This is a genomic window from Streptomyces stelliscabiei, assembly GCF_014873495.1.
Lineage (GTDB): Bacteria > Actinomycetota > Actinomycetes > Streptomycetales > Streptomycetaceae > Streptomyces > Streptomyces bottropensis.
The window spans coordinates 3010434-3036739 of record NZ_JADBGF010000001.1 but is presented as its reverse complement, the minus strand read 5'-3'; the positions used below and the strand labels follow the sequence as shown (position 1 = coordinate 3036739).

Sequence of the window (26306 nt, the reverse complement as noted above, 5' to 3'; positions counted from 1 at the left end):
GTGCGGCCCGCGGCCCCGGTGGTCAGCTCTTCGTCTTGAACTTGTGGATCGCGATCGGCGCCATCACCGCCGTCAGGCCCACCGACCAGCCGAGCGTGACCAGCAGGTCGTGCGCGATGGGGCCGCCGGTCATCAGCCCGCGCGCCGCGTCCGCCAGGGACGACAGCGGGTTGTAGTCGGTGAAGGCCTGCAGCCAGCCCGGCATCGACTGGGTCGGCGCGAAGATCGACGAACCGAACTGCAGCGGGAACAGCACCAGGAAGCCCATGGCCTGCACGGACTGGGCGTTCTTCATCGTCACGCCCAGCACCAGGAAGATCCACATCAGGGACGATCCGAAGACGACGGCCAGGCCGACCGCGCCGAACAGTCCCGGCCAGCTGGTGATGTCGAAGCCGATGAGGACCCCGACGGTCAGCAGGATGGTCGTGGCGACCAGCATGCGCAGCAGCTCGACGGAGATCTTCGCGAGCAGGACCGAGGACCGGCCGATCGGCAGGGACCGGAAGCGGTCCATGACGCCCTTCTGGAAGTCCTCGTTGAAGCCCGTGCCGACGCCCATGGCGATGTTCATGCCCATCATCGCCATCAGCCCCGGCACCACGTACTGCACGTACTGCTCCTGGCCGCCGCCCAGCGCCTGCCCGATGGAGCCGCCGAAGACGTACACGAAGAGCAGGGTGAACACGATCGGCATCAGGACCGCGTCGAACATCGATTCGGGGTCCTGGCGGATCCACAGCAGGTTCCGCCGGACGAGCGCGCCGGTGTGCCGGGCGTGCGCCCGGAGCCCGATGCGGCCGTCGGCCTGACCGGCCTCGGCGGCCCCACCGGCGGTGGGAACGGTGGTGACGGCGCTCATACGGCGACCTCTTCGTAGGCGGGGGACGGGGTCGCGTCCTGCGTCGCACCGGTCCTGTGGCCGGTGAGCGACAGGAACACCTCGTCCAGGCTGGGCAGTTCGGTGGTGATCGAGGCGATGGTCACCCCGCGCGCGGTGATCGCGCCGACGACGGCGGTCAGCTGCTCGTCGCTGAGGATCGGCACGAGGAGGGTGCCGGTCTCGATGTCCACGGTGGTCGTGGCGAGCCCGGTGATGCCCAGGCCGTCCAGCTCCGAGGCCAGCGGCCGCAGCTGCACCGGATCGGCCGGCCGGACCCGCAGCGTGCGACCGCCGACCTGGGCCTTCAGCTCCTCGATACGGCCGCCCGCGATCACCTTGCCCTTGTCGATCACGGTCAGCTCTGAGGCCAGCTGCTCGGCCTCCTCCATGTACTGGGTGGTCAGCAGCACGGTGACACCGTCGCCGACCATGCGCTTCACCTCGGTCCACACCTCGTTGCGCGTCCGCGGGTCGAGACCGGTCGTCGGCTCGTCCAGGTACAGCACGGCCGGGCTCCCGATCATGGACGCGGCCAGGTCGAGCCGCCGCCGCATACCGCCGGAGTACGTCGCCGCCGGGCGCCCGGCGGCCTCGGTCAGCGAGAACCGCTCCAGCAGACCGGTGGCACGGCTCTTCGCCTCCTTGCGGGGCAGGTCGAGCAGCCGGCCGATCATGTACAGGTTCTCGAAGCCGGACAGCTTCTCGTCCACGGAGGCGTACTGCCCCGTCAGCCCGATCACGCGGCGCAGCTGCCGCGGCTGCCGTACGACGTCGTAGCCGGCCACGGTCGCGTGGCCCGCGTCGGGGGTGATCAGGGTGGACAGGCAGCGCACGAGCGTCGTCTTGCCCGCGCCGTTCGGGCCGAGGACGCCCATCACCGTGCCCTCGCGCACGTCGAGGTCGACACCGTCCAGCGCCCTGGTCTCCCCGTAGTGCTTGACCAGCCCCCGCACGGTCACAGCGCCCTTCGCGCCGCCGGTGTTCATGTCGATTCGTGTCATGGGGACGACACTCCCAGCCCCCACCGACAAACCACCGACAGCTCACCTATACGGCCGATGCCCCGCCGACACGCCCGACGACTCGGGGGTGCGGGTCTCGTCGGCGGGTGTCGGCGGGTGGGGGCTGCTCGCGCGGTTCCCCGCGCCCCCTGAGAAGCAGGGGGCGCGGGGGAGGCCTAGTGGACCGAGTGCTCCTCCTGCGGGAACGTCCCGCCCACGACGTCCTCCGCGAACGCCTTCGCCGCGTCACCCATGACCGCCCGGAGATTCGCGTACTGCTTCACGAACTTCGGCATCCGCCCCCCGGTCAGCCCGAGCATGTCCGTCCACACGAGGACCTGCGCGTCGGTCTCGGCCCCGGCCCCGATCCCGACGGTCGGGATGTGGAGCACCCGGGTGACCTCCGCCGCCAGCTCCGCCGGAACCAGCTCCAGGACCACCGCGAACGCGCCCGCGTCCTGGACGGCCTTGGCGTCGCGCAGCAGCTGCTGCGCGGCCTCCTCGCCCCGCCCCTGCACGCGGTAGCCCATCGCGTTGACGGACTGCGGGGTGAGGCCGATGTGGGCCATGACGGGGATGCCGGACTCGACCAGCAGCTCGATCTGGCGGTGCGAGCGCTCGCCGCCCTCCAGCTTGACCGCGCCGACCCCGGCCTCCTTGACCATCCGGGTCGCCGAGCGCAGCGCCTGCACCGGGCCCTCCTGGTAGGAGCCGAAGGGCAGGTCGCCGACGATCAGGGCGCGGCTGGTGCCCCGTACGACGGCGGCGGAGAGCATGGTCATCTCGTCGAGGGTGACGGGCACGGTCGACTCGTAGCCGAGGTGACAGTTGCCCGCGGAGTCGCCGACGAGCATGACCGGGATGCCGGCCTCGTCGAAGACGGAGGCGGTCATCGCGTCGTAGGCGGTGAGCATCGGCCACTTCTCGCCGCGTTCCTTGGCGAGGGCGATGTCCCGGACGGTGATACGGCGTGTGCCCTTGCCCCCGTACAGCGCCTTGCTGCCGTCGGAGGGCTTCGTCTGGGCAGCCGAAAGCTGCGTCATCGCTCCAGCTCCTTCATGTCATCTCGAGGCACCCTGACGGCGTCCCCGGACCGCTTCCATGGTGGCACCTCCCGAGAGGGAGGGCTAGGGCGGGCGCATGTGACCGTTTCGGCATGCGGCATGTAAGAACAGGGTAAAAGATATTCGATACGAGACGGTCCCGTATCGAAATAGGTCTAGGCTCGACGACATGACTACCGCAGTCCCTGACTCCCGCATACCGGCGGCGGTGCACCGGCGCCGCTGGGTGATTCTCGGTGTGCTGATGCTGAGCCTGCTGATCGTGGTGCTCGACAACTCGATCCTCAACGTCGCCATCAAGACGATCTCCACCCCCGAGCCCACCGGCCTGGGCGCCACCCAGAGCGAGCTGGAGTGGGCGATCAACGCCTACACGCTGGTCTTCGCGGGGCTGCTGTTCTCCGCGGGCCTGCTCGGCGACCGCCTCGGCCGCAAGAAGGTGCTGCTCGGCGGACTCGTCGTCTTCGGCCTCGGCTCGGCGCTGGCCGCGATGTCGGGCTCCCCGGCCCAGCTGATCGTCTTCCGCGCGGTGATGGGCCTCGGCGCCGCCTTCGTCATGCCCGCCACCCTCGCCGTCCTGATGAACGTCTTCGAGCGCGACGAGCAGCCCAAGGCCATCGGCATCTGGGCGGGCGGCGTCGGCCTCGCCATCGCCATCGGCCCGATCACCGGCGGTCTTCTGCTCGACCACTTCTGGTGGGGCTCGGTGTTCCTGATCAACGTGCCGATCGTCCTCCTCGCGCTCGGCCTGATGATCTGGCTGGTGCCCGACTCGCGCGACCCCGCCCCCGGCCGCATCGACCCCGTCGGCGTGGTGCTCTCCGTCATCGGCCTCGTGCTCCTCGTCTACGGCATCATCCGCGGTGGTCAGCTCGCCGACTTCACCGATGTCACGGTCCTCGCCACCATCGGGGCCGGACTCGCGGTCCTCGCCGCCTTCGTGATCTTCGAGAAGCGCAGCGACCACCCGTCCATCGACATGTCGTTCTTCCGGAACAAGGTCTTCTCGGCGTCCATCGGCGTCATCGGCCTGGTCTTCTTCGCGCTGATGGGCGTGACCTTCTTCTCCGTCTTCTACACCCAGACCGTGCGCGGCTACTCGCCGCTCCAGACCGGCCTGTTGATGCTGCCGCTGGCCGTCGCGCAGCTCGTCTTCGCGCCGCGCGCCCGGCTCGTCGTGGACCGCTTCGGCAACAGCGCGGTGTGCACGGCCGGTATGACGCTGATCGCCGGGATGCTCGCCGCGTTCGCCGTGCTGGACGGGGACACGCCGATCTGGCTCCTCGAAGTCATCTTCTTCCTCATGGGCGTCGGCATGGCCCATGTGATGACCCCGCTCAGCGTCGTCATCATGCAGGCGCTGCCCCGCGAGAAGGCCGGCTCCGCGTCCGCGCTCAGCAACACCTTCCGCCAGGTCGGCGGCGCCCTCGGCATCGCCGTCCTCGGCTCGGTGCTGTCCACCGCCTACCGGAGCGACATCGAGCATCAGCTGCCCGCCGGCGCCCCGCACGCCGCCGCCGAGTCCATCGAGGCCACCCTCGGCCTCGCCGCCCGTCTCGGCGAACGGGGCGAGGCCCTGGTCGGCCCGGCCCACGACGCCTTCCTGCACGCCATGCACGTGACCGCCCTGTGCGGGGCCGGTGTCGCCCTGATCGGTGCCGTGGCCATGGCCGTGTTCCTGCCGGGACGGCCGAAGGGCGGTCAGGAGGGCAAGGAGGAGCCCGAGTTGGCGGCCGTCGACCACTGACCGGAGAATCGGTCCGGTCCCACGACGCACAGAGACGGAGTCGACCTTGAGCCTCGCCGAGAGCCACGCCGGAGACGGACGCGTCCGGGGCGCGGGCCCCGTCCGCGGGCGGCCCCGCAGCGAGGCCGTGGAGCGGTCCATCGTCGAAGGCGTGATGAAACTCCTCGAAGAGGGCGTGCCGCTCTCGGAGTTGTCGATCGAACGGGTCGCCCGCACCGCGGGCGTCGGCAAGGCGACCATCTACCGCCGCTGGAGCGGCAAGGAGGCGCTCTTCGTCGACGTCCTGCGCGCGGCCGAACCCCCGGACCCCGTGCTGCCCGGCACCTCGATGCGCGACGACCTCGTCGTCTTCCTGGAGGCGGCACGCCAACGCGGGCTGCTCAACCGGCCGTCGGCGATCCTGCACAACGTCATCGCCCAGATGAAGAGCAGCCCCAAGATCTGGGACGCCTACCACGCGGACGTCGTCGCCCCCCGCCGCCGGGCCCTCGCCGAGGTCCTGCGCCGGGGCCGGGACAACGGCGAACTCCGCGCCGACGTCGACCTCGACCTCGTCGGCGACCTGGTCTTCGGCCCCATGCTCGTGCGCACCGTCATGCGCCCGGACGCCTCCCTGCCCGAGGATCTCGCGGAGAACATCGTCGACACGGTGCTCGAAGGGCTTCGTCCTTCTGCGAAGTGAGTCACAGTGATGTGCGCGTTTCGTTACAGACGTCGGGACCTGTCCACCGGTTCGGAACTCCGAACAGCGGGTTGTGCGTCCTCGTCCCCGAACGCCCGCCGTGCGGCGGCGGGAACGACGGCGATCATCCCCTAGGGTCTTTAGGCGCGGGGAAAATGCACGGCAGGCAGTGAGGCGACGGTATGGCGCAGGCGTACATGACGGAGACGGGCGGCGGCGGCACCGGTCAGGGCCGCGAACAATCCCGGTTCCGGCGCCTGCTGGGCCGCCTCTTCGGCGGCTGGAGAGGGGACCGGCGGATCTGGCGCCGGGGCATCGTCCTCGCGGTCCTCGCCGTCCTCGTCGCCCTGGTCATGGTGCTGCACGCCCAGGTCCCCAACGCCGTCGGCAACCTCGGCAGTCTGACCGAGACGTTCCTGCCGTGGCTGGGCCTCGCGATCCCGGTGCTGCTCGTGCTCGCGCTGGTCCGCAGGTCCGCGACCGCGCTCATCGCGCTGCTGGTGCCCACGGTCGTCTGGCTGAACATCTTCGGCGGACTCGTCACCAGCAAGACCGGCGGCGGCGGCGACTTCACCGTCGTCACCCACAACGTCAACGCGGACAACGCCGACCCCTCCGGCACGGCCCGCGAGATCGCCGGCTCCGGCGCGGACGTGGTGGCCCTGGAGGAACTGACCGAGAACGCGGTGCCGGTGTACGAGAAGGCGCTGGCGGCGACGTACCCGTACCACGAGGTCGTCGGCACCGTCGGCCTGTGGAGCCGGCACCGGATGAGCGACACCGAGCCCGTCGACATCAAGCTCGGCTGGGAGCGCGCGATGCGCGCCACCGTGGCGACGCCGGACGGGCCGGTCGCCGTGTACGTCGCCCATCTGCCCTCGGTGCGGGTCAAGCTGGAGGCCGGGTTCACCGCCCGCCAGCGCGACAAGAGCGCCAACGCCCTCGGCGAGGCCATCGCCGACGAGCCGATCCAGCAGGTCGCGCTCCTCGGCGACCTCAACGGCACCATGAACGACCGCGCCCTGAACGCCGTCACCGCCCAGATGCGCTCCACCCAGGGCGCGGCGGGCAGCGGCTTCGGCTTCAGCTGGCCCGCGTCGTTCCCGCTGGCCCGCATCGACCAGATCATGGTCCGGGGCATGGAGCCCACGGCGTCCTGGACGCTGCCGGAGACGGGCAGCGACCATCTGCCGGTGGCGGCGCGGGTGACGATCGACACGTCCGGGAGCTGACCGCGCAGGTGGGGCGGTCGCGGGAGACAGGGGAATACGGCCCCGGTTCGAGTTTGTTCCGCAAAGGAACATACGATGAAACGGAACCCCGACATCCCCCCGCTCTTCCTGAAAGGTCCCGCCATGCCCTTGGCCCTGCTCGCTCTCGCCGTAGGCGCCTTCGGAATCGGCACGACCGAGTTCGTCATCATGGGCCTCCTCCCGGAGGTCGCGGCCGACCTCGGCATCTCGATCCCCGCCGCCGGCCACCTCGTCTCCGCGTACGCGCTGGGTGTCGTCATCGGTGCCCCGCTGCTCGCCGCCGTCACGGCCCGGCTGCCCCGCCGCAAGGTCCTGATCGGGCTGATGGTCCTCTTCGTCGTCGGCAACACGCTCTCCGCACTCGCCCCCGACGAGCACTGGCTGCTCGCCGCCCGCTTCCTCAGCGGTCTGCCGCACGGCGCCTTCTTCGGCGTCGGCGCGGTCGTCGCGACCGGCCTCGTGGCGCCGGAGCGCAAGGCCCGCTCGGTCTCGCTGATGTTCCTCGGCCTGACGATCGCCAACGTCGCGGGCGTCCCCGCCGCGACCCTCGTGGGCCAGCACTTCGGCTGGCGGATCACCTTCGTCGGGGTCGGCGTGATCGGCCTCGCGGCGATCGCCTCCCTGGCGCTCCTGCTGCCGGGCGACCGGGCGGAGGCCCGCCCCTCCGCCGGCCTGCGCGGCGAACTGGGCGCCCTGCGCTCGCTGCCCGTCTGGCTCGCCCTCGGCACGACCGTCGCGGGCTTCGGCGCGCTCTTCTCCGCCTACAGCTACATCACGCCCATGCTCACGGACTCCGCCGGGTACGCCGAGACCAGCGTGACCCTGCTGCTCGCGCTGTTCGGCGTCGGCGCGACCATCGGGAACCTGGCCGGCGGCCGTCTCGCCGACCACTCCCTGCGGGGCACCCTCTTCGGCGGCCTGGCGTCGCTGATCGCGGTCCTCGCGCTGTTCCCGGTCCTGATGTCCGCCCAGTGGAGCGCGGCGCTGGCCGTCCTCCTCCTCGGTGTCGCCGCCTTCGCCACCGGCTCGCCCCTGCAGCTGATGGTCATGGAGAAGGCCGCCGCGGCCCCCTCCCTCGCCTCCTCCGCCAACCAGGCCGCCTTCAACCTCGCCAACGCCGGCGGCGCCTGGACCGGCGGCCTGGCCCTCTCCGCCGGTCTCGGCGCGACGGCCCCGGCCACGGTGGGCGCGGTTCTCGCGCTGGTCGGCCTGGCGGTCGCCGGCGTGGCCTCCACCGTGGACAACCGCCGAGCGGCCGTCGCCCCGCCGCAGCGCGGGCGCGTGGTGGCGTCGCACGTGCCGGGGGAGTCGGAGACGGTGCGGGTCTGAGACGGCGCCGGTCCGAGACGGTGCCGGTCGGAAACGGCGCGGGTCCGTGACGGTGAGCGTCTGAGGCAGAGCCGGTCCGTGACGGCGCGGGTCCGTGACGGTGAGCGTCTGAGGCAGAGCCGGTCCGTGACGGCGCCGGTCGGAAACGGCGCGGGTCCGAGACGGTGCGCGCCGGAGACGGTGCTGGTCCGAGACGGCGCTGGTCCGAGACGGCGCTGGTCCGAGACGGCGCTCGTTCGTGAAGGCGCCCGTTCGTGAAGGCGCCCGTCGGCAACGGCGCGCGTCCGAGACACGCGGAGCCCATCGAAATCGCCTCGCGCACGAGCCGACTCCCGCCTACCCTCGCGGCCATGACGGCACACGAAGCGAACGAGGGCGCGCGGAGCGCACCCGCGGGAACGGCCCGGTGATCCGGCCGGAGACCGCCGACGATCACCGGGCGGTGCGCGAGGTGCACACCCGCGCCTTCGGCGACGGCGAGCGGGTCCCCGCGCTCGTGGAAGCACTTCGCGCCACGGAGGCCGCGACGGAGCCCCTGTCCTTCGTCGCCACCGTCGAGGACCGGGTCGCCGGGCACGTCCTTTTGAGCGCGGCGCGCCTGGACGCCCCGCGCCGGATCGTGGACGTCCTGACCCTGTCGCCGCTCGGCGTGCTCCCGGAGTTCCAGGGCCGGGGCATCGGCACACGGCTCATCGCCCACGCCCTCGCGGCGGCCGACGGCCAGGGTGTGCCGCTGGTCTTCCTGGAGGGGTCCCCCCACTACTACGGCACGCGCGGCTTCGAGGGCGCCGGCGCGGCGGGCTTCCGCCCACCGTCGCTGCGCATTCCCGAAGCCGCGTTCCAGGTGGCCCGTCTGTCCGCGTACGAGCCGTGGATGACGGGCACCTTCGTCTACGCGGAGGCCTTCTGGGCCTTCGACTGCGTCGGCCTGCGCGACCCGGAGGCCTGAGGGAACGCCCTCGGGCCCCGGCCGGCCCCTAAGCCTGCTCCCGCCACCGGTTGGTGATCGGCAGCCGGCGGTCCTTGCCGAACCCCTTCGGGGAGATCTTCGTGCCCGGCGGGTACTGCCGCCGCTTGTACTCGGCGGTGTCGACCATGCGGAGGGTCTTCGACACCAGCTCCCGGTCGAACCCGGCGGCCACGATCGCGTCGGCGCCCTGGTCGCGGTCGACGTACAGCTCCAGGATCGCGTCCAGGACCGGGTAGTCCGGCAGGGAGTCCGTGTCGACCTGGCCGGGACGCAGTTCGGCGCTCGGCGGCTTGGAGATGGAGTTCTCCGGGATCGGCGGGGTCTGCCCCCGCTCCGCCGCCGCCCGGTTGCGCCACTCCGCCAGCCGGAAGATCGACGTCTTGTACACGTCCTTGATGGGGCCGTACGCGCCCACCGAGTCGCCGTACAAAGTCGAGTACCCGACCGCCAGCTCCGACTTGTTGCCGGGGGCCAGCACGATGTGGCCCTCCTGGTTGGAGATCGCCATCAGCAGCGTGCCGCGCAGCCGGGACTGGAGGTTCTCCTCGGCCAGACCCGTCAGCTCCGTCGACGCCATGTACGCGTCGAACATCGGGGCGATCGAGATCGTGCGGAAGTTGAGCCCCGTCCGGCGCGCCAGCTCCGCCGCGTCGCCCTTGGAGTGGTCCGAGGAGTACTTCGAGGGCATGGACACGCCGTACACGTTCTGCGCGCCCAGCGCGTCGCACGCGAGCGCCGCGACGAGCGCCGAGTCGATGCCGCCGGACAGCCCGATCAGGACGGACCGGAAGCCGTTCTTGGCCGCGTACGCCCGCAGGCCGACCACCAGCGCCGAGTACACCTCCTCGTCGTCGTCGAGGCGCTCCGCGTACCCGCCGGTCAGCTCCGGCTCGTACGCGGGCAGCGGCTCCTCGGAGATGACGAGGCGGTCGACGCGCAGGCCGTCGTCGACGACCCCGGTGACCGGTTCGGCGGCGCCCGCCGGCAGGTCCAGGTCGAGGACGACACACCCCTCGGAGAACTGCGGCGCCCGCGCGACCACCTCGCCGTGGCGGTCCACCACGATGGAGTCGCCGTCGAAGACCAGCTCGTCCTGGCCGCCGATCATCGCCAGATAGGCGGTGGTGCAGCCGGCCTCCTGCGCGCGCTTGCGGACCAGTTCCAGGCGGGTGTCGTCCTTGTCGCGCTCGTACGGCGAGGCGTTGATGGAGAGCAGCAGCCCGGCCCCGGCGGACCGGGCCGCCGGGACGCGGCCGCCGTCCTGCCACAGGTCCTCGCAGATGGCGAGGGCGATGTCGACGCCGTGCAGCCGCACGACGGGCATGGTGTCGCCGGGCACGAAGTAGCGGAACTCGTCGAACACGCCGTAGTTGGGCAGGTGGTGCTTGGCGTAGGTGAGGGCCACCTCGCCCCGGTACAGCACCGCCCCCGCGTTGCGCGGAGCCCCCGCGGGCTGACCGTACTTCGGGGCGGCGGACTCGGAACGGTCGAGGTAGCCGAGCACCACCGGCAGCTCCCCGAAGCCCTCGTCGGCGAGCCGCGCGGCGAGCGCCCGCAGCGCGGAGCGGGAGGCCTCCACGAAGGACTGGCGCAGCGCCAGGTCCTCGACGGGATACCCGGTCAGCACCATCTCGGGGAACGCGACCAGATGCGCTCCCTGCTCGGCGGAGTGCCGGGTCCAGCGGACCACCGCCTCGGCGTTCTGGGCGATGTCGCCGACCGTCGAGTCGATCTGATTCAAGGCGAGACGAAGTTGAGGCACGGGACCCAGTGTAATCGTCAGAGCGACGCTATGGGGTGTGGGGCGCCCCACGTTCGGCGCGCCCTCGCGCCCCCGCGCGCCCGCGCGCCGGGCGAGGCGCTACCGGCGCGCTACCGGGGCGCGGCCCCCCGGTCCTTGAGCATCCCCGTCATCAACGAGATCTCGGACTCCTGGGCGTTGACCATGCCCTGCGCGAGCTTCTTCTCCACGCCGACCGTGCACTTCGAGACACAGCCCTGCGCCATGTGCACGCCGCCCTTGTGGTGGTCGATCATCAGCTGGAGGAAGAAGACCTCGGCCCGCTTGCCGTTGAGCTTGCCGAGCTCGTCCATCTCGGCGTCGGTGGCCATGCCCGGCATCAGCGCGCCGTCCTCGCCGGAGGCCATGCCGCCCATGCCCATCCAGGCCATCGGCTCGTCCGACGACACCTTCGGCAGACCCCACAGATCGAGCCAGCCGATCATCATGCCGCGCTGGTTGGCCTGCGTCTGCGCGATGTCGTACGCGAGCCGCCGGACCTCCTTGTCGTCCGTCCGGTCGCGCACGGTGTACGACATCTCGACGGCCTGCTGGTGATGGACGGCCATGTCCCGGGCGAACCCCGCGTCGGCGGAGTCGGCGGCGGGGGCCTTGAGCCCGGACCCGTCACCGTCGGCGACCGCGTAGGTGATCGCCCCGGCCGCGACGAGCGCCGCCGCGGCCCCGGAGGCGATCCAACCGATGTGCTTCATGCTTCCCACTGTCCCAGGCCCGCTGCCGCTAGGAGATGCCGTTGGTGCAGGCGGCACCCGGCTCGGGCGTCTGCTCGCCCTGGACGTAGGACTCGAAGAACTTGTCGACGTTCGGGTCCTTCGCGCCGGTCACCGTGCGCTGATGGCCCCACGCGCTGAGCATGATCGGGTCCTTCTGGTCCTCGACCGGGCTCATCAGCGTGTACGGCGTCTTCTTGACCTTCTCCGCGAGCGCCTTCACGTCGGCCTCGGAGGCCTTGCTGTTGTACGAGACCCAGACCGCGCCGTGCTCCAGGGAGTGCACGGCGTTCTCGTTCTTGATCGCCTTGTCGTAGACGTCGCCGTTGCAGTTCTGCCAGACCGGGTTGTGGTCGCCGCCCACCGGGGGCTCCATCGGGTACCTCACGCTCTTGGTGACGTGGTTCTGGGTGAGCTTGGTGCTCCAGGTCTTGACGCCGTCGGACCCGGTCTTCCACTTGCCCGACGACTTGGAGTCGCTCGCCGTGCTGCCGCTGTCGTCGTCGGACTGCGAGCGGATCAGGACCGTCCCGCCCACCACGAGGCCGGCGACTATCAGCACGCTGGCGCCGATCGTGAGGATCCGGGTCCGGCGCTCGCGGGAGCGCTCGGCACGGCGCATCGCCTCGATGCGCGCCTTGCGGTCCCCGCTGCTGTTGGTCTTGGCGGCCATGGGGTGTGTCCTTAGTGGGGGATGGGTCGGATGGGACGGTCGGATCAGCTGATCGTAAGTTGATCCGCTCCCTCGCGTAAACGAGGGATCCCGCCTCCCATGCTGCCCCGCCGGCCCCGCGGACCGCCCACGGAACGACACGGGCGTTACGGATGTCGGTCCGAGCAGGCAAGATGGGCGGCAGAGCGGTTGAGCGGCACAGGGAGCGGTACTCCCGCACAGTGGGAGGTACACCTGCCGTGCACCGGGCGTTCGGCCGGAGGTCGGTTCGCCGATCAAGGTGCGCAACGCGCATGAAATGGTGTTGTGGTGGGATGCTCAGGTGCCCGACCACCTCCCGTCGCTCGGGAGCAAGGCGGCCTGACCAGCAAGGAATGGGTGGAAGCGGAAGATGGACAAGCAGCAGGAGTTCGTGCTCCGTACGTTGGAGGAGCGCGACATCCGTTTCGTACGCCTGTGGTTCACGGACGTGCTGGGCTTCCTGAAGTCCGTCGCCGTGGCCCCCGCCGAGCTGGAACAGGCGTTTGACGAGGGCATCGGCTTCGACGGCTCGGCCATCGAGGGCTTCGCCCGGGTGTACGAGTCCGACATGATCGCCAAGCCGGACCCGTCGACCTTCCAGGTCCTGCCGTGGCGCGCGGAGGCCCCCGGCACCGCCCGGATGTTCTGCGACATCCTCATGCCCGACGGCTCCCCGTCCTTCGCCGACCCGCGCTACGTCCTCAAGCGCGCCCTGGCCAAGACCTCCGACCTGGGCTTCACCTTCTACACCCACCCCGAGATCGAGTTCTTCCTGCTGAAGGACAAGCCGACCGACGGCTCCCGCCCGACCCCGGCCGACAACTCGGGCTACTTCGACCACACCCCGCAGAACGTCGGCATGGACTTCCGCCGCCAGGCGATCACCATGCTGGAGTCCATGGGCATCTCGGTCGAGTTCTCCCACCACGAGGGCGCCCCGGGCCAGCAGGAGATCGACCTGCGCTACGCCGACGCGCTGTCCACGGCGGACAACATCATGACGTTCCGCCTGGTCATGAAGCAGGTGGCGCTGGAACAGGGCGTCCAGGCGACCTTCATGCCCAAGCCGTTCTCCGAGCACCCCGGCTCCGGCATGCACACGCACCTCTCCCTCTTCGAGGGCGACCGCAACGCGTTCTACGAGTCGGGCGCGGAGTACCAGCTCTCCAAGGTCGGGCGTTCCTTCATCGCGGGACTGCTGAAGCACGCGGCCGAGATCGCCGCCGTGACCAACCAGTGGGTCAACTCCTACAAGCGCATCTGGGGCGGCTCCGAGCGCACCGCGGGCGCCGGCGGCGAGGCCCCCTCGTACATCTGCTGGGGCCACAACAACCGCTCCGCCCTGGTCCGCGTCCCCATGTACAAGCCCGGCAAGACGGGCTCGGCCCGGGTCGAGGTCCGCTCCCTGGACTCCGGCGCGAACCCCTACCTGGCCTACGCGATGCTCCTGGCCGCCGGCCTCAAGGGCATCGAGGAGGGCTACGAGCTCCCGCCGGGCGCCGAGGACGACGTCTGGGCCCTCTCCGACGCGGAACGCCGCGCGATGGGCATCGAGCCGCTCCCCCAGAACCTGGGCGAGGCCCTGTCCCTCATGGAACGCAGCGACCTGGTGGCGGAGACCCTCGGCGAACACGTCTTCGACTTCTTCCTGCGCAACAAGCGCCAGGAGTGGGAGGAGTACCGCAGCGAGGTGACCGCCTTCGAGCTGCGGAAGAACCTGCCGGTGCTGTAGGCGCAGGTCGGAGCGCGCTCACCGCCGCGCAGACCGCTGGGGCCGACGGTCAACGACCGTCGGCCCCGCGTCATGTCCCGCTGGTCCGCGCGCGTGCGTGCCGCTGGCGCTACCGCCGCTCCGCCAGGTCCGCCAGCACCCGGTGCAGCGGTTCCGAGACCCGGCGGCGGTACTCCTGGATCGCCCACCCGTTGCCGTCCGGGTCCTTGAAGTACATGAAGGTGGCGCCGTCGTCGGGGGCGTACTCGACGGGTTCGGAGACGTCCAGGCCGCGTTCGCGGAGTTCGGCGTGGGCGGCCTTGATGTCGGCCACACAGAGCTGGAGGCCCTGGTAGGAACCGGGGGCCGGCTTGACGCCCTGGGCCATGTCCCAGATGGCGTCGCCGAGGGCGATGGAACAGCCGGAGCCCGGGGGAGTCAGCTGCACGATCCGCATGCCGGGCATGACCTCCTGGTCGATGTCGACATGGAAACCGACCTTGTCCCGGTAGAAGTCACGGGCCCGGTCGATGTCGCTGACGGGCAGCGGAATCACTTCGAGCGTGTACTGCATCCCTGGTCCTCCAAGTCGCCCTTGACGGAGTGCCTGTGCGCCGGTGTGCACCGGTTCCTCAGCCGAACCGCCACCGCGTCCGGCTGAACGGCCTCCCCCTTACCGAAGCCGAAAACCGTGCCGGGCGCCACCGCGAAGACCGTGTCGGCTGTCGGCATGTCGGCTGTCGTCACAGGGCAGACCCCGCGAAGGCCGGAAACTCATCCCCGGCCGCCGCTCGGTGCGGACCGCCGACCACAGTCACACGGCGTCCGGCGGGTCGAGCGATCGGACCAGCACAGCCGCGCCGACCGGGATGGCGAGGGCGTAGCCGACCAGGAGACCGATGCCCGGGTCGGCCGTGGCGGGCAGCGCCCGGTTCAGGGCGGTGGCCAGGAGCAGGGACACCGTCGCCGGCGTCAGGAAGGCGGCGAGCGCGGCACGCCGGCGCGGCGGTCGCGCGTCGCGATACAACTGCGACGCGGGGATGGTCAGCCCGAGCGCCGGCAGGCCGGGCTCGGGCTGCCACCCGAACGGCCACCCCACCAGGGCGACGAGCCCGGCGACGGCGGCCCCGCCGGGTTCCGGCAGCACGGTGTGCGCCACCGTCTCCGAGGACACCACCGCGCGCCACGACCGGTGCCGCTTCGCACCCTCCCCGCCGCCCGGCGCGTCCTCTTCCTCCACCACATCGGCAGATCAGCCGTGAACATGGTGAATGCGGCCTCCCGGGACGACGGCGCCGGCGCGCACACCGGCCGCGGTCCGCGAAGTCCCTGGTCGCCCGGTGAGCGGGCCACCGGACCCCGCCGACGGCCGACCGGCGCTTCCTCCCGCGACTGCGGTTAGGCTCGTGCCCGTACGACCTTGATCGATGAAGTCGGGTGATCGGGTGAGCGGACGCGGACTTGATCCGACGGGAGGCCGGGGATGACGGCGCCGGGGCGCAGGAGCAGTACGTTCACGCGACTGGTGCGGCACGGTTTCACCGATCCGAGCGCCGCCGAGCGGCTGCTGGAGAGCGAGGAACTGTCCGCCGTACGCAACGATCCGGTGCTGCTGGACGCCCTGGGCGCGACCGCCGACCCGAACCTCGCGCTGCTGGGCCTCGTCCGGCTGCTGGAGGCGCAGCCGGACCGCACCGCGAGGCGGGCGGTGCTGGACACACTGATAGCGGCCAAGCCGCTGCGGGACCGGCTGCTGGGGGTGCTCGGCGCGTCCGCCGCGCTCGGTGACCACCTGGCCCGGCACGCTCAGGACTGGCAGGCGCTCGTGACGTACGAGGCGCAGGATCTGCATCCGGGCGTCGAGGAGTTCGAACGGGGACTCGCCGAGGCCACCGACCCGGTCTCGCTGCGGGTCGCCTACCGCCGCTGTCTGCTCTCCATCGCCGCCCGCGACGTCTGCGGCACCACCGACCTCGCCCAGACCGCCGCCGAACTCGCCGACCTCGCCACCGCCACGCTGCGCGCCGCCCTCGCGATCGCCGGCGCCGCCGCTCCGGAGGACGTGGCCCTGTGCCGGCTCGCGGTGATCGCGATGGGCAAGTGCGGCGGCCACGAGCTGAACTACGTCTCCGACGTCGACGTCATCTTCGTGGGGGAGACCGCGGACGGGGCCGACGAGCAGAAGGCCGTCCGGGCGGCCACCCGCCTCGCCTCGCACATGATGCGGATCTGCTCGGAGACGACCGTCGAGGGCAGCATCTGGCCCGTCGACGCCAATCTGCGGCCGGAGGGGCGCAACGGCCCGCTCGTGCGCACGCTGAGCAGCCATCTCGCCTACTACCAGCGGTGGGCGAAGACCTGGGAGTTCCAGGCGCTGCTGAAGGCCCGGCCGGTCGCGGGGGACCTCGAACTGGGCGAGGCGTACGTCAGCGCGCTCCAGCCGCTCGTGTGGAAGGCCGCGGAGCGGGACAACTTCGTCGCCGACGTGCAGCGCATGCGCCGCCGGGTCGTCGAGAACATCCCGGCCGCCGAGGTCGACCGGCAGCTCAAGCTCGGACCGGGGGGCCTGCGGGACGTCGAGTTCGCCGTGCAGCTGCTCCAGCTCGTGCACGGGCGGGGCGACACCTCGCTGCGCAGCGGGACCACCCTCGACGCGCTGGGCGCGCTGGCCGCCGGCGGGTACGTGGGCCGGTCGGACGCGGCCCAGCTCGACGACGCCTACCGCTTCCTGCGGTCCATGGAACACCGCATCCAGCTCTACCGGCTGCGCCGCACCCACCTCGTCCCCGAGGACGACGACGACCTGCGGCGCATCGGCCGTTCGCTCGGCCTGCGCACCGATCCGGTCGCCGAGCTGAACCGCGAGTGGCGGCGCCACGCGGCCGTCGTACGCCGGCTGCACGAGAAGCTGTTCTACCGCCCGCTCCTCGACGCCGTCGCCCAACTCGCGCCCGGCGAGATCAGGTTGCGTCCCGACGCGGCCCGCGAACGCCTCGTCGCCCTCGGCTACGCGGACCCGGCGGCGGCCCTGCGCCATCTGGAGGCCCTGGCCTCCGGCGTCTCCCGCAAGGCGGCCATCCAACGCACCCTGCTGCCGGTCCTGTTGGGCTGGTTCGCGGACTCCGCCGACCCGGACGCCGGGCTCCTCAACTTCCGCAAGGTCTCGGACGCGCTCGGCCGGACCCCCTGGTACCTCAGGCTGTTGCGCGACGAGGGGGCGGCCGCCGAGAACCTGGCCCGGGTGCTCTCCGCCGGCCGCCTCGCCCCCGACCTCCTCATGCGCGCCCCCGAGGCCGTCTCCCTCCTCGGTGACGGCGACGGGGTCGCCGGTGGGGCCGGCGGGCTCGAACCCCGCGTACGCGCCCACCTGGAGCAGGAGATCCTCGCCGCCGTCGGCCGCGCGGACGGCGCCCAGCAGGGCGTCACGGCCGCGCGCGGCGTCCGCCGCCGCGAACTGTTCCGTACGGCCGCCCGGGACATCGTCGGCTCCTACGGCACCGAGGAGACTCCGGCCACCGCCGACCAGGGCGCCCTCGTCGACCTCGTCGGCGGCGCGATCTCCGACCTCACCGCCGCGACCCTGGCGGGCACGCTCCGTGCCGTGGTCCGCGACCGCTGGGGGGACACCCTCCCCACCCGCTTCGCCGTCATCGGCATGGGCCGCTTCGGCGGCCACGAACTGGGCTACGGCTCCGACGCCGACGTCCTGTTCGTCCACGAGCCGCGCGAGGGTGTCGACGAGCAGGAGGCGGCCCGCGCCGCGAACGCGGTCGTCGCCGAGATGCGGCGCCTGCTCCAGATCCCGAGCGCCGACCCGCCCCTCCTCATCGACGCGGACCTTCGCCCCGAGGGCAAGTCCGGTCCCGTCGTACGGACGTTGAAGTCGTACGAGGCCTACTACCGCCGCTGGTCGCTGGGCTGGGAGTCGCAGGCCCTGCTGCGCGCCGAACCCGTCGCCGGTGACGAGGAGTTGGGCCGCCGCTTCATCGACCTCGTCGATCCGCTGCGCTATCCGGCGGACGGGCTCGGCGACGACGCCGTACGCGAGATCCGGCGTCTGAAGGCCCGTATGGAGACCGAGCGGCTGCCGCGCGGCGCCGACCCGACCCTGCACACCAAGCTCGGCCGCGGCGGCCTGTCCGACGTGGAGTGGGCCGTCCAGCTGGTCCAGCTCCGGCACGCCCGCAGTGTGCCGGGCCTGCGCACGACCCGCACCCGCGAGGCCCTGGCGGCCGCGCTCGCGGCCGGCCTGGTGAGCGCCGAGGACGCGGCGACCCTGGACGAGGCCTGGGTGCTGGCCACCCGCGTCCGCAACGCCGTCATGCTCGTCCGGGGCCGGGCCGGCGACACCTTCCCCTCCGACGGCCGCGAACTCGCCGCCGTGGGCCGCTACCTGGGCTACGGCCCCGGACACGTGGGCGACATGCTCGACGACTACCGCCGGATCACGCGACGGGCTCGGGGTGTGGTGGAGGAGTTGTTCTACGGGGGGTGAGGCCGGAGCCGGTGTGGGGTGCGACCGGTGGGGTCTCTCCAGGGGTGGGACCCGTCACCGGGACCCGCGACGAACGCACCGTCGCGGCCACCCCCTCGGCCCGCCGCCGCGTCAACGCCACCCCCACGAGGACCACGACCATCCCTGCGACCACCCGCGCCCCCACCCGCTCGTCCAGGAACAGCGCGCCCAGCGCGACCGAGACCACCGGCAGCAGGTAGCCGACCGTCGCCGCGCTGGTCGCGCCCTCGTCCTCGATCAGGCGGTAGTTGAGGTAGAAGGTCACGCCGGTGCCGAAGATCCCCAGGACGGTGACCGCGAGCAGAGCGGTCACGTCCACGCCGGCCGTGCCCGAGGTGCCGGTGGGCAGGGCGAGTGCCGCCCAGCCCGTCGCGGTGAGGAGCTGCGCGGCGGACACCGCCAGCGGTGCGTCGCGGCCCGTCAGATGGCGGCCCATGTAGGCGAAGGCCACCGCGTAGCTGAGGGCCGCCCCGAGCAGGGCGAGAGAGCCCCCGGTCATCAGCCCCGCCCGCTGCCAGGGCGCGAAGATCAGCAGGACTCCGGCGAATCCGAGCAGCAGACCGGTGAGGCGGGCGGGGGAGAGGGGGCGGTCGGTGCCCAGGAGGAGGCCGAGGAGCATGGCCCACAGCGGTGTCGTCGCGTTGAGGACTCCCGCCGTGCCCGAGTCGACGGTCTGCTCGCCGACGCCGAACAACGCGAAGGGCAGGGCGTTGCAGAAGAAGGCGGCCACCAGGAGATGTCCCCAGGTCCGCCGGTCGCGGGGCAGGCGCTGGCGGGCGACGAGGGCGAGGGCGAGCAGGACCCCCGCGCCCAGCGCGCACCGGGTGACGGTGATCCCCAGCGGGGACATGCCGTGGTTGAGGGCGAGCTTGATCCAGAGGAAGCCGGAGCCCCAGAGCAGGGCGAGCACGGCCATGCGGAGTGTGGACGCGAAAGGCATGGGCACCACCATCCGGCGCCGGAGGCGTAAGGACAAGCGAAGAATCATACACATACCTTTAAGCTGGTCTACATGCTCGATGTGCGTCGGATGCAGGTGCTCAGGACAGTGGTGACCAGCGGCTCGGTGACGGCGGCCGCGACCGCCCTCGGCTACACCCCCTCCGCGATCAGCCAGCAGGTCGCGGCGCTGGAGAAGGAGGCCGGGACCGCACTGCTGGAGCGGGTCGGCCGCGGGGTGCGGCCCACGGCGGCCGGACTGCTGCTCACCGAGTACGCCTCCGCGATCGGCAGGCAGCTCGCGGAGGCGGAGACCGCTCTGGCCGACCTGCGGGCCGGACGCACGGGACGGCTGTCCGTGCGGTACTTCGCCACGGCCGGCGCCGCCCTGGTCGCCCCCGCCGTCGCCCGGCTGCGCGCCGAGCACCCCGGCGTCCAGGTCGAGCTGGGGCTCGTCGACCCCGACGACCCGCTCCCGGCCGTCAAGGAGGGCCGCGCCGACCTCGCGCTCGTCGTACGGCCGCGCGGCGCCGACCCCGAGGGCGTCACGCTGCTGCACCTGCTCGACGACACCTACTTCGCCGTCCTGCCCGCCGCGCACCCCCTCGCCGACCGGCCCGCCCTGGCGCTGTCCGACCTCGCGGGCGAGGCATGGGTCGGCAGCGAGTGGCCGGGGCCCTGCCTGGACGCGCAGCTGGAGGCGTGTGCGGAGGCCGGGTTCAGGCCCCGGTTCGTCGTCGAGAGCGAGGACTACACGACCGCGCAGGGCTTCGTCGCCGCCGGGCTGGGCGTCGGCCTCATCCCCGGCCTCGGCCTCGGCAGCCCCCACCCGGACGTCGTCGTACGCCGCCTCACCGGGCCGGAACCCCGGCGCTCCATCCACGCGGCCGTCCGCGGGACGGCTCCGGCGCAGCCGGCCCTGAGCACGTTCGTGAGGGCGCTGCGGGACGCCGCCGACGCCTCGGGTCCGCGATCGGTGGCACCCGGTGTCGGCGCTACGCCTTGACCGGCGCGAGTTCCCTCTCCCCGGCCCTCCCCGCGACCTGGCGCGGCAGTGCGTACGGCAGCGCCCCGTACCAGAGGCGGGCCACGGTGTAGCCGAAGGCGAGGCACATCATGCCGCCGACCGCGTCCAGCCAGAAGTGGTTGGCGGTGGCGACGATCACGACGAGCGTCAGGGTGGGGTAGAGCAGGCCCAGCACCCGCACCCACGGCACCGACGCCAGCGCGAAGATCGTCAGCCCGCACCACAGCGACCAGCCGATGTGCATCGACGGCATCGCGGCGTACTGGTTCGACATGTTCTTCAGGTCGCCGGAGGCCATCGAGCCCCAGGTCTGGTGGACGACGACCGTGTCGATGAAGCTCTCGCCGGTCATCAGGCGGGGCGGGGCCAGCGGATAGAAGTAGTAGCCGACCAGGGCCACCGCCGTGGTCGCGAAGAGCACCAGACGGGTCGCCGCGTAGCGACCCGGATGACTACGGTAGATCCACACGAGGACACCGAGCGTGACGATGAAGTGCAGGGTCGCGTAGTAGTAGTTCATGCCGACGATCAGCCATGTCACCGAGTTCACGGAGTGGTTGATCGTCTCCTCGACCGCGATCCCGAGGTGGTGCTCCACCTTCCAGATCCAGTCGGCGTTGGCGAGCGCCTGCCTCTTCTGCTCGGGGACCGCGTTGCGGATCAGGGAGTACGTCCAGTAACTCACCGCGATCAGCAGGATCTCGAACCAGAAACGGGGACGGCGCGGAGCCCTCAGCCGGTGCAGGAACCCCTGCCCCTGCGCGTCCGTGACGGACCGCGGGGCGGTCTGCTCCCGGCCTTCCTCCAGTGTCGTCACGGTCGCCTCACCCATGGGCACAGAGTCTGCCAGATAAGCGGTACCCCACCGATCATCCTCTGGTCGGGTTCATCACGCACGTTCGTCGGGGTACTGCACAGAGCCCTCTCCTCCGTACGTATGGCACCCACCCCCGCCTTCTCCCTCCTAGGTACGACTGCGGTCCCCAGGTGCCGAAGCGGTCGACCCCCGCACCACCAGTTCCGGCATGAACACGAACTCGCTGTGCGGCGCCGGGGTCCCGCCGATCTCCTCCAGCAACGTACGCACCGCCGCCTGCCCCATCGCCGGGACCGGCTTGCGGACGGTCGTCAGCGGGGGGTCGGTGAAGGCGATCAGGGGGGAGTCGTCGAAGCCGACGACCGAGACGTCCTGCGGCACCAGCAGGCCCCGCTGCCGCGCCGCCCGGATCGCGCCGAGCGCCATCATGTCGCTCGCGCACACCACCGCCGTGCAGTCCCGGTCGATCAGCGCGAGGGCCGCCGCCTGGCCGCCCTCCAGCGTGTACAGGGAGTGCTGGACCATCTCGGACTCGACGGTCGCGGCCGCCAGGCCCAGCAGGTCCTGCATCGTGCGGACGAAGCCCTCGATCTTGCGCTGGACCGGCACGAAGCGTTTGGGCCCGAGGGCCAGGCCTATCCGGGTGTGCCCCAGCGACACCAGATGCGTCACCGCCAGGGACATCGCCGCCCGGTCGTCCGGCGAGATGAAGGGGGCCTGCACCTTGGGCGAGAAACCGTCGACGAGCACGAACGGCACGCCCTGGGCGCGCAGTTGCTCGTAGCGCTGCATGTCGGCCGAGGTGTCCGCGTGCAGTCCGGAGACGAAGATGATGCCGGCGACCCCGCGGTCGACGAGCATCTCGGTCAGTTCGTCCTCGGTCGAACCGCCGGGGGTCTGGGTGGCGAGGACCGGGGTGTAGCCCTGCCGGGTCAGCGCCTGGCCGATGACCTGGGCCAGGGCCGGGAATATGGGGTTCTCCAGCTCCGGGGTGATGAGGCCCACCAGGCCCGCGCTGCGCTGCCGCAGTCGTACGGGCCGCTCGTAGCCCAGCACGTCGAGGGCGGCCAGAACGGACTGGCGAGTGGTCGCGGCGACGCCCGGCTTCCCGTTCAGGACGCGGCTGACAGTCGCCTCACTGACCCCCGCCTGGGCTGCGATGTCGGCAAGCCGTGTGGTCACAGCACTGGACTGTACCGGCCGCACCTGCGCTTGCCCACCGGCCCGGCCTCGGGTGCGGGCGGGGGTGCGGCCCGCTGCGGGCTGCTGCGTCATCGCGGTCCCTCGTGATTCTGGTCGGTGTCCGTGGGGGGCGCCCGTGCGCGGAAAGGGGTGACTGCCTCGATCCGCAAGGCGCTGACGGAGTGATGATTGCCGTACGCGCGTGTCGCGGCAAGAGCTTGCAGAGTCTTTCATGGCCGCGCAAAGCCCCGCTGAGCGGCCCTGACGCAGGGTTTCGGGGCAGTCAGAGGCAGGTCACGACGGGGTAACCATCACCGGTTCTTGCACTTTTTTGCAGCAAGGTCTTTCGTCCGGCTTACATCGCTGTTACGTTCGGCCACGCCCGGCGGCGGCAACGGCGCGCCGACACTCGGCGGGGACGGCAGACGGGGCCTCCCTCCCGGCACACGGGCTTTCACCCTCAAGGAGATCTCATGCGGCGTGGCATAGCGGCCACCGCGCTGGTGGCGTCGATCGCCCTCACGGCGACGGCCTGCGGCGGAAGCGACAGCGGCGACTCGGCCGACGGTCCGGTCACCATCACCTGGTGGGACACCTCCAACGCCACCAATGAGGCACCGACGTACAAGGCCTTGGTCGAGGAGTTCGAGGCCGCCCACGAGAACATCAAGGTCAAGTACGTCAACGTGCCCTTCGACCAGGCGCAGAACAAGTTCGACACCGCCGCCGGTGCCACGGGCGCCCCGGACATCCTGCGCTCCGAGGTCGGCTGGACCCCGGCCTTCGCCAAGAAGGGCTTCTTCCTGCCGCTGGACGGCACCGAGGCCCTCAAGGACCAGGGCGAGTTCCAGCCCAGCCTGATCAAGCAGGCCCAGTACGACGGCAAGACCTACGGTGTCCCGTTCGTCACCGACACCCTCGCGCTGGTCTACAACAAGGCCCTCTTCGAGAAGGCCGGCATCACCGAGGCCCCCAAGAGCTGGGACGACCTGAAGAAGGCCGCCGCCACCGTCAAGGCCAAGACCGGCGTCGACGGCTACTGGGGCTCCACCCAGGCCTACTACGCCCAGTCCTTCCTCCACGGCGAGGGCACCGACACCGTCGACGTAGCCGCCAAGAAGATCACCGTCAACTCCGCCGCGGCGAAGAAGGCGTACGGCACCTGGCTCGGTCTCTTCGACGGCAAGGGCCTGCACAAGGCGGACACCACCGCCGACGCCTACGCCCACATCCAGGACGCCTTCGTCAACGGCAAGGTCGCCTCGATCGTCCAGGGCCCGTGGGAGATCACCAACTTCTACAAGGGCTCGGCGTTCAAGGACAAGGCCAACCTGGGCATCGCCACCGTCCCGGCCGGTTCCACCGGCAAGGCGGGCGCCCCGACCGGCGGCCACAACCTCTCCGTGTACGCCGGCTCGGACAAGGCGCACCAGGAGGCGTCGCTGAAGTTCGTCGACTTCATGACCTCGGCGAAGTCGCAGGAGACCATCGCCCTGAAGAACTCCACGCTGCCCACCCGCGACGACGCCTACACCGGCGAGGTCAAGGCCGACCCGGGCATCGCCGGCTACCAGACCGTGCTGGCCGCCGCCCAGCCGCGCCCCGAGCTGCCCGAGTACAGCTCCCTGTGGGGCCCGCTCGACACCGAGCTGCTCGCGATCGCCGGCGGCAAGGAGTCCCTCGACAAGGGCCTCGGCAACGCGGAGACCGCGATCGCCAAGCTGGTCCCGGACTTCAGCAAGTGACCCCGTGTGGCCGCCGCGTCCCGCCCCGGACCACCGGAACGGACACGGCGGCCACCGGCCGGCCCCCCACGCCCCCAGCCCCCGAGCGGCCCAGCCCCTGATCCTCCAGAAGGTGTCGAACGATGACAGTCGCCATCGACCGTGCGACCGGCAAGCGCAGAGGTGAACCGGGCGGGCGCCCGGGCCGGCTCACGCGTCTGAGGCAGTCGTACCAGCGGTACTGGTACGCGTACGCGATGATCGCCCCGGTGGTCGTCGTGCTCGGCGTCCTGGTGCTGTATCCGCTGGCCCGCGGCTTCTACCTCACCCTCACCAACGCCAACAGCCTCAACTCGGCGCGCACGATCGGCGTCAACCACATCGAGGCCACCTACGAGTTCATCGGCTTCGACAACTACGCCGACATCCTGTGGGGCCCGACCTCCTACGACCGCTTCTGGTCGCACTTCGTCTGGACGATTCTCTGGACGGCCCTGTGCGTCGCCCTGCACTACCTCATCGGCCTCGGCCTCGCGCTGCTGCTCAACCAGAAGCTGCGCGGCCGCACCTTCTACCGGCTGATCCTGGTCCTGCCGTGGGCCGTCCCCACCTTCGTCACCGTCTTCGGCTGGCGGTTCATGCTCGCCGACGGCGGTGTCATCAACGCCGGCCTCGAAGCGCTGCACCTGCCGACGCCGCTGTGGCTGGAGGACACCTTCTGGCAGCGGTTCGCCGCGATCATGGTCAACACCTGGTGCGGGGTGCCGTTCATGATGGTCTCGCTGCTCGGCGGACTGCAGTCCATCGACACGACCCTGTACGAGGCCGCGGAGATGGACGGCGCGAGCGCCTGGCAGCGCTTCCGCCACGTCACCCTGCCGGGCCTGCGCTCCGTCAGCTCCACCGTCGTCCTCCTCGGCGTCATCTGGACGTTCAACCAGTTCGCCGTCATCTTCCTGCTGTTCGGCGACACCGCGCCCGAGGCGCAGATCCTCGTGACCTGGGCGTACTACCTCGGCTTCGGGCAGCAGCCGCGGGACTTCGCGCAGTCGGCGGCCTACGGCATCCTGCTGCTGGCCATCCTGATCGTCTTCACCTCCGTCTACCGCCGCTGGCTGAACCGCGATGAGCAGCAGCTCGCGATCTGAGGCAGGAGCCCCCATGAGCACCACGACCGTCAAGACCACGGCTCCCGAGGACGGGCCGGTCGCGCGGACCGCCCCGGCGCCCAGGACACGCCGACGCGGTGAGAACAGCCCCGCCGGCGCTTTCGCCTCCCACACGATCCTCGTGCTGGCGAGCCTGGCCGCGCTCTTCCCGATCGCCTGGCTGGTCTTCCTGTCCCTCGGTCCGGACAAGGACGATTACCTGCATCCCGGACGCATCTTCGGCAAAATGACCTTTGCCAACTACTCGTACGTGCTCCAGGAGACACCGTTCTTCGACTGGCTGGTCAGCACCCTCGTCGTCTCGCTCGGCACCACCGTCATCGGGGTGCTGATCGCGGCGACCACGGGCTATGCCGTCTCCCGCATGCGCTTTCCGGGCTACCGGAAGTTCATGTGGGTGCTCCTGGTCACGCAGATGTTCCCGGTGGCCGTCCTGATGGTGCCGATGTACGAGATCCTCTCGGAACTGAAGCTCATCGACAGCTACCTCGGCCTCGTCCTCGTCTACTGCTCGACGGCCGTGCCGTACTGCGCCTGGCTGCTCAAGGGCTACTTCGACACGATCCCCTTCGAGATCGACGAGGCCGGACGCGTCGACGGGCTGAGCCCCTTCGGCACGTTCGCGCGGCTGATCCTGCCGCTCGCCAGGCCGGGCCTCGCGGTCGCCGCGTTCTACAGTTTCATCACCGCGTTCGGGGAGGTCGCCTTCGCCTCGACGTTCATGCTGTCCGACACGAAGTACACCTTCGCCGTCGGCCTGCAGAGCTTCGTCAGCGAACACGACGCGCAGCGCAACCTGATGGCCGCCACCGCGGTCCTGGTCGCGATCCCCGTCTCCGCGTTCTTCTACCTCGTGCAGAAGAACCTGGTCACCGGCCTGACCGCGGGCGGCACGAAAGGCTGACCGCCGACAGGGCCGTGAGGGGCCGTCGCTCGCCGAGGCTCTCGTGGGGCCCGTCGCGCCCCGCGGCGGAGCCGCAGATGTCAGAGCCCCGCGCCCCCTCGGGGGCGCCCCAAGACCCGAGGCGGCCGCGCTGGCCATCCGACCCCGCTGTCACCGCGGCCGTCTCGCCCCCATCCGCATCCT

The 26306-nt window shown here is 71.2% G+C and carries 22 protein-coding genes; 11 read left to right on the top strand and 11 right to left on the bottom strand.

Annotation, left to right across the window (positions count from 1 at the left end):
- Window positions 1-22 precede the first annotated feature (22 nt).
- From H4687_RS13310 to panB, 3 genes are all read right to left on the bottom strand, one after another.
- The gene (locus H4687_RS13310) at window positions 23-862 is read right to left on the bottom strand and encodes an ABC transporter permease (RefSeq protein WP_050398471.1); all 840 of its coding nucleotides are present in this window, start codon (window positions 860-862) and stop codon (window positions 23-25) included.
- Window positions 859-1884 (bottom strand): ATP-binding cassette domain-containing protein, encoded by a 1026-nt coding sequence (locus tag H4687_RS13305; RefSeq protein ID WP_050398472.1) that lies wholly within the window; start codon window positions 1882-1884, stop codon window positions 859-861. The genes H4687_RS13310 and H4687_RS13305 overlap by 4 nt, the downstream gene beginning before the upstream one ends.
- 176 nt (window positions 1885-2060) lie before the next feature.
- Window positions 2061-2927: a 3-methyl-2-oxobutanoate hydroxymethyltransferase gene (gene panB, locus H4687_RS13300; protein ID WP_005478495.1), complete on the bottom strand. Its 867-nt coding sequence runs from the start codon at window positions 2925-2927 to the stop codon at window positions 2061-2063.
- Between the two features lie 190 nt (window positions 2928-3117).
- Here panB and H4687_RS13295 point away from each other — a divergent pair, with 190 nt between their 5' ends.
- The 5 genes from H4687_RS13295 to H4687_RS13275 all read left to right on the top strand — a co-directional run bounded on the left by H4687_RS13295 (window position 3118) and on the right by H4687_RS13275 (window position 8908).
- A complete protein-coding gene (locus tag H4687_RS13295; RefSeq protein ID WP_046918817.1) occupies window positions 3118-4695 on the top strand; it encodes an MFS transporter in 1578 nt (525 codons plus the stop codon).
- A 46-nt stretch (window positions 4696-4741) separates the two neighbouring features.
- Window positions 4742-5377: a TetR/AcrR family transcriptional regulator gene (locus tag H4687_RS13290; protein WP_046918818.1), complete on the top strand. Its 636-nt coding sequence runs from the start codon at window positions 4742-4744 to the stop codon at window positions 5375-5377.
- 182 nt (window positions 5378-5559) lie between these two features.
- Entirely contained in the window at window positions 5560-6609 is a 1050-nt protein-coding gene (locus H4687_RS13285; RefSeq protein ID WP_046918819.1) for an endonuclease/exonuclease/phosphatase family protein, read from the top strand.
- Between the two features lie 123 nt (window positions 6610-6732).
- A complete protein-coding gene (locus H4687_RS13280; protein WP_046918828.1) occupies window positions 6733-7959 on the top strand; it encodes an MFS transporter in 1227 nt (408 codons plus the stop codon).
- Window positions 7960-8365: 406 nt separating this feature from the next.
- On the top strand, window positions 8366-8908 hold the full coding sequence (locus tag H4687_RS13275; protein ID WP_046918820.1) for a GNAT family N-acetyltransferase: 543 nt from the start codon (window positions 8366-8368) through the stop codon (window positions 8906-8908).
- A 28-nt stretch (window positions 8909-8936) separates the two neighbouring features.
- Here the strand turns inward: H4687_RS13275 and H4687_RS13270 are convergent, their stop codons facing one another.
- The 3 genes from H4687_RS13270 to H4687_RS13260 all read right to left on the bottom strand — a co-directional run bounded on the left by H4687_RS13270 (window position 8937) and on the right by H4687_RS13260 (window position 12113).
- On the bottom strand, window positions 8937-10691 hold the full coding sequence (locus tag H4687_RS13270) for an NAD+ synthase (protein WP_046918821.1): 1755 nt from the start codon (window positions 10689-10691) through the stop codon (window positions 8937-8939).
- Window positions 10692-10801: 110 nt separating this feature from the next.
- Window positions 10802-11422 (bottom strand): DUF305 domain-containing protein, encoded by a 621-nt coding sequence (locus tag H4687_RS13265; protein WP_046918822.1) that lies wholly within the window; start codon window positions 11420-11422, stop codon window positions 10802-10804.
- Between the two features lie 28 nt (window positions 11423-11450).
- Window positions 11451-12113, bottom strand: coding sequence for a DUF3105 domain-containing protein (locus H4687_RS13260; RefSeq protein ID WP_046918823.1), 663 nt, complete (start codon window positions 12111-12113; stop codon window positions 11451-11453).
- A 391-nt stretch (window positions 12114-12504) separates the two neighbouring features.
- Between H4687_RS13260 and H4687_RS13255 the strand changes: the two genes are divergently transcribed.
- Window positions 12505-13866: a glutamine synthetase family protein gene (locus H4687_RS13255; protein ID WP_005478482.1), complete on the top strand. Its 1362-nt coding sequence runs from the start codon at window positions 12505-12507 to the stop codon at window positions 13864-13866.
- Window positions 13867-13975: 109 nt separating this feature from the next.
- Here the strand turns inward: H4687_RS13255 and H4687_RS13250 are convergent, their stop codons facing one another.
- The gene (locus H4687_RS13250) at window positions 13976-14419 is read right to left on the bottom strand and encodes a VOC family protein (RefSeq protein WP_046918824.1); all 444 of its coding nucleotides are present in this window, start codon (window positions 14417-14419) and stop codon (window positions 13976-13978) included.
- Between the two features lie 240 nt (window positions 14420-14659).
- Window positions 14660-15088, bottom strand: a complete 429-nt coding sequence (locus H4687_RS13245; protein ID WP_050398475.1) for a hypothetical protein — start codon at window positions 15086-15088, stop codon at window positions 14660-14662.
- A 240-nt stretch (window positions 15089-15328) separates the two neighbouring features.
- On the opposite strand from H4687_RS13245, the gene H4687_RS13240 reads away from it, so the two are divergent.
- Entirely contained in the window at window positions 15329-18340 is a 3012-nt protein-coding gene (locus H4687_RS13240) for a bifunctional [glutamine synthetase] adenylyltransferase/[glutamine synthetase]-adenylyl-L-tyrosine phosphorylase (RefSeq protein WP_046918825.1), read from the top strand.
- On the opposite strand, the gene H4687_RS13235 is transcribed toward H4687_RS13240, so the two are convergent.
- Window positions 18291-19301, bottom strand: a complete 1011-nt coding sequence (locus tag H4687_RS13235; RefSeq protein WP_097251434.1) for a DMT family transporter — start codon at window positions 19299-19301, stop codon at window positions 18291-18293. The two genes, H4687_RS13240 and H4687_RS13235, sit on opposite strands and share 50 nt — an antisense overlap.
- A gap of 72 nt (window positions 19302-19373) precedes the next feature.
- Between H4687_RS13235 and H4687_RS13230 the strand changes: the two genes are divergently transcribed.
- A complete protein-coding gene (locus tag H4687_RS13230) occupies window positions 19374-20306 on the top strand; it encodes a LysR family transcriptional regulator (RefSeq protein WP_046918826.1) in 933 nt (310 codons plus the stop codon).
- Here H4687_RS13230 and H4687_RS13225 read toward each other — a convergent pair.
- Window positions 20296-21159 carry a phosphatase PAP2 family protein gene (locus H4687_RS13225; protein ID WP_046918831.1) on the bottom strand — a complete coding sequence of 288 codons (864 nt, stop codon included), beginning with the start codon at window positions 21157-21159 and terminating at the stop codon, window positions 20296-20298. The two genes, H4687_RS13230 and H4687_RS13225, sit on opposite strands and share 11 nt — an antisense overlap.
- A 132-nt stretch (window positions 21160-21291) precedes the next feature.
- The gene (locus tag H4687_RS13220) at window positions 21292-22326 is read right to left on the bottom strand and encodes a LacI family DNA-binding transcriptional regulator (RefSeq protein WP_020115298.1); all 1035 of its coding nucleotides are present in this window, start codon (window positions 22324-22326) and stop codon (window positions 21292-21294) included.
- 473 nt (window positions 22327-22799) lie between these two features.
- On the opposite strand from H4687_RS13220, the gene H4687_RS13215 reads away from it, so the two are divergent.
- The 3 genes from H4687_RS13215 to H4687_RS13205 all read left to right on the top strand — a co-directional run bounded on the left by H4687_RS13215 (window position 22800) and on the right by H4687_RS13205 (window position 26123).
- Window positions 22800-24071: an extracellular solute-binding protein gene (locus H4687_RS13215; protein ID WP_046918827.1), complete on the top strand. Its 1272-nt coding sequence runs from the start codon at window positions 22800-22802 to the stop codon at window positions 24069-24071.
- 122 nt (window positions 24072-24193) lie between these two features.
- Window positions 24194-25198, top strand: a complete 1005-nt coding sequence (locus H4687_RS13210; protein WP_046914280.1) for a carbohydrate ABC transporter permease — start codon at window positions 24194-24196, stop codon at window positions 25196-25198.
- Between the two features lie 13 nt (window positions 25199-25211).
- On the top strand, window positions 25212-26123 hold the full coding sequence (locus H4687_RS13205; RefSeq protein WP_046914279.1) for a sugar ABC transporter permease: 912 nt from the start codon (window positions 25212-25214) through the stop codon (window positions 26121-26123).
- Window positions 26124-26306: the final 183 nt, after the last annotated feature.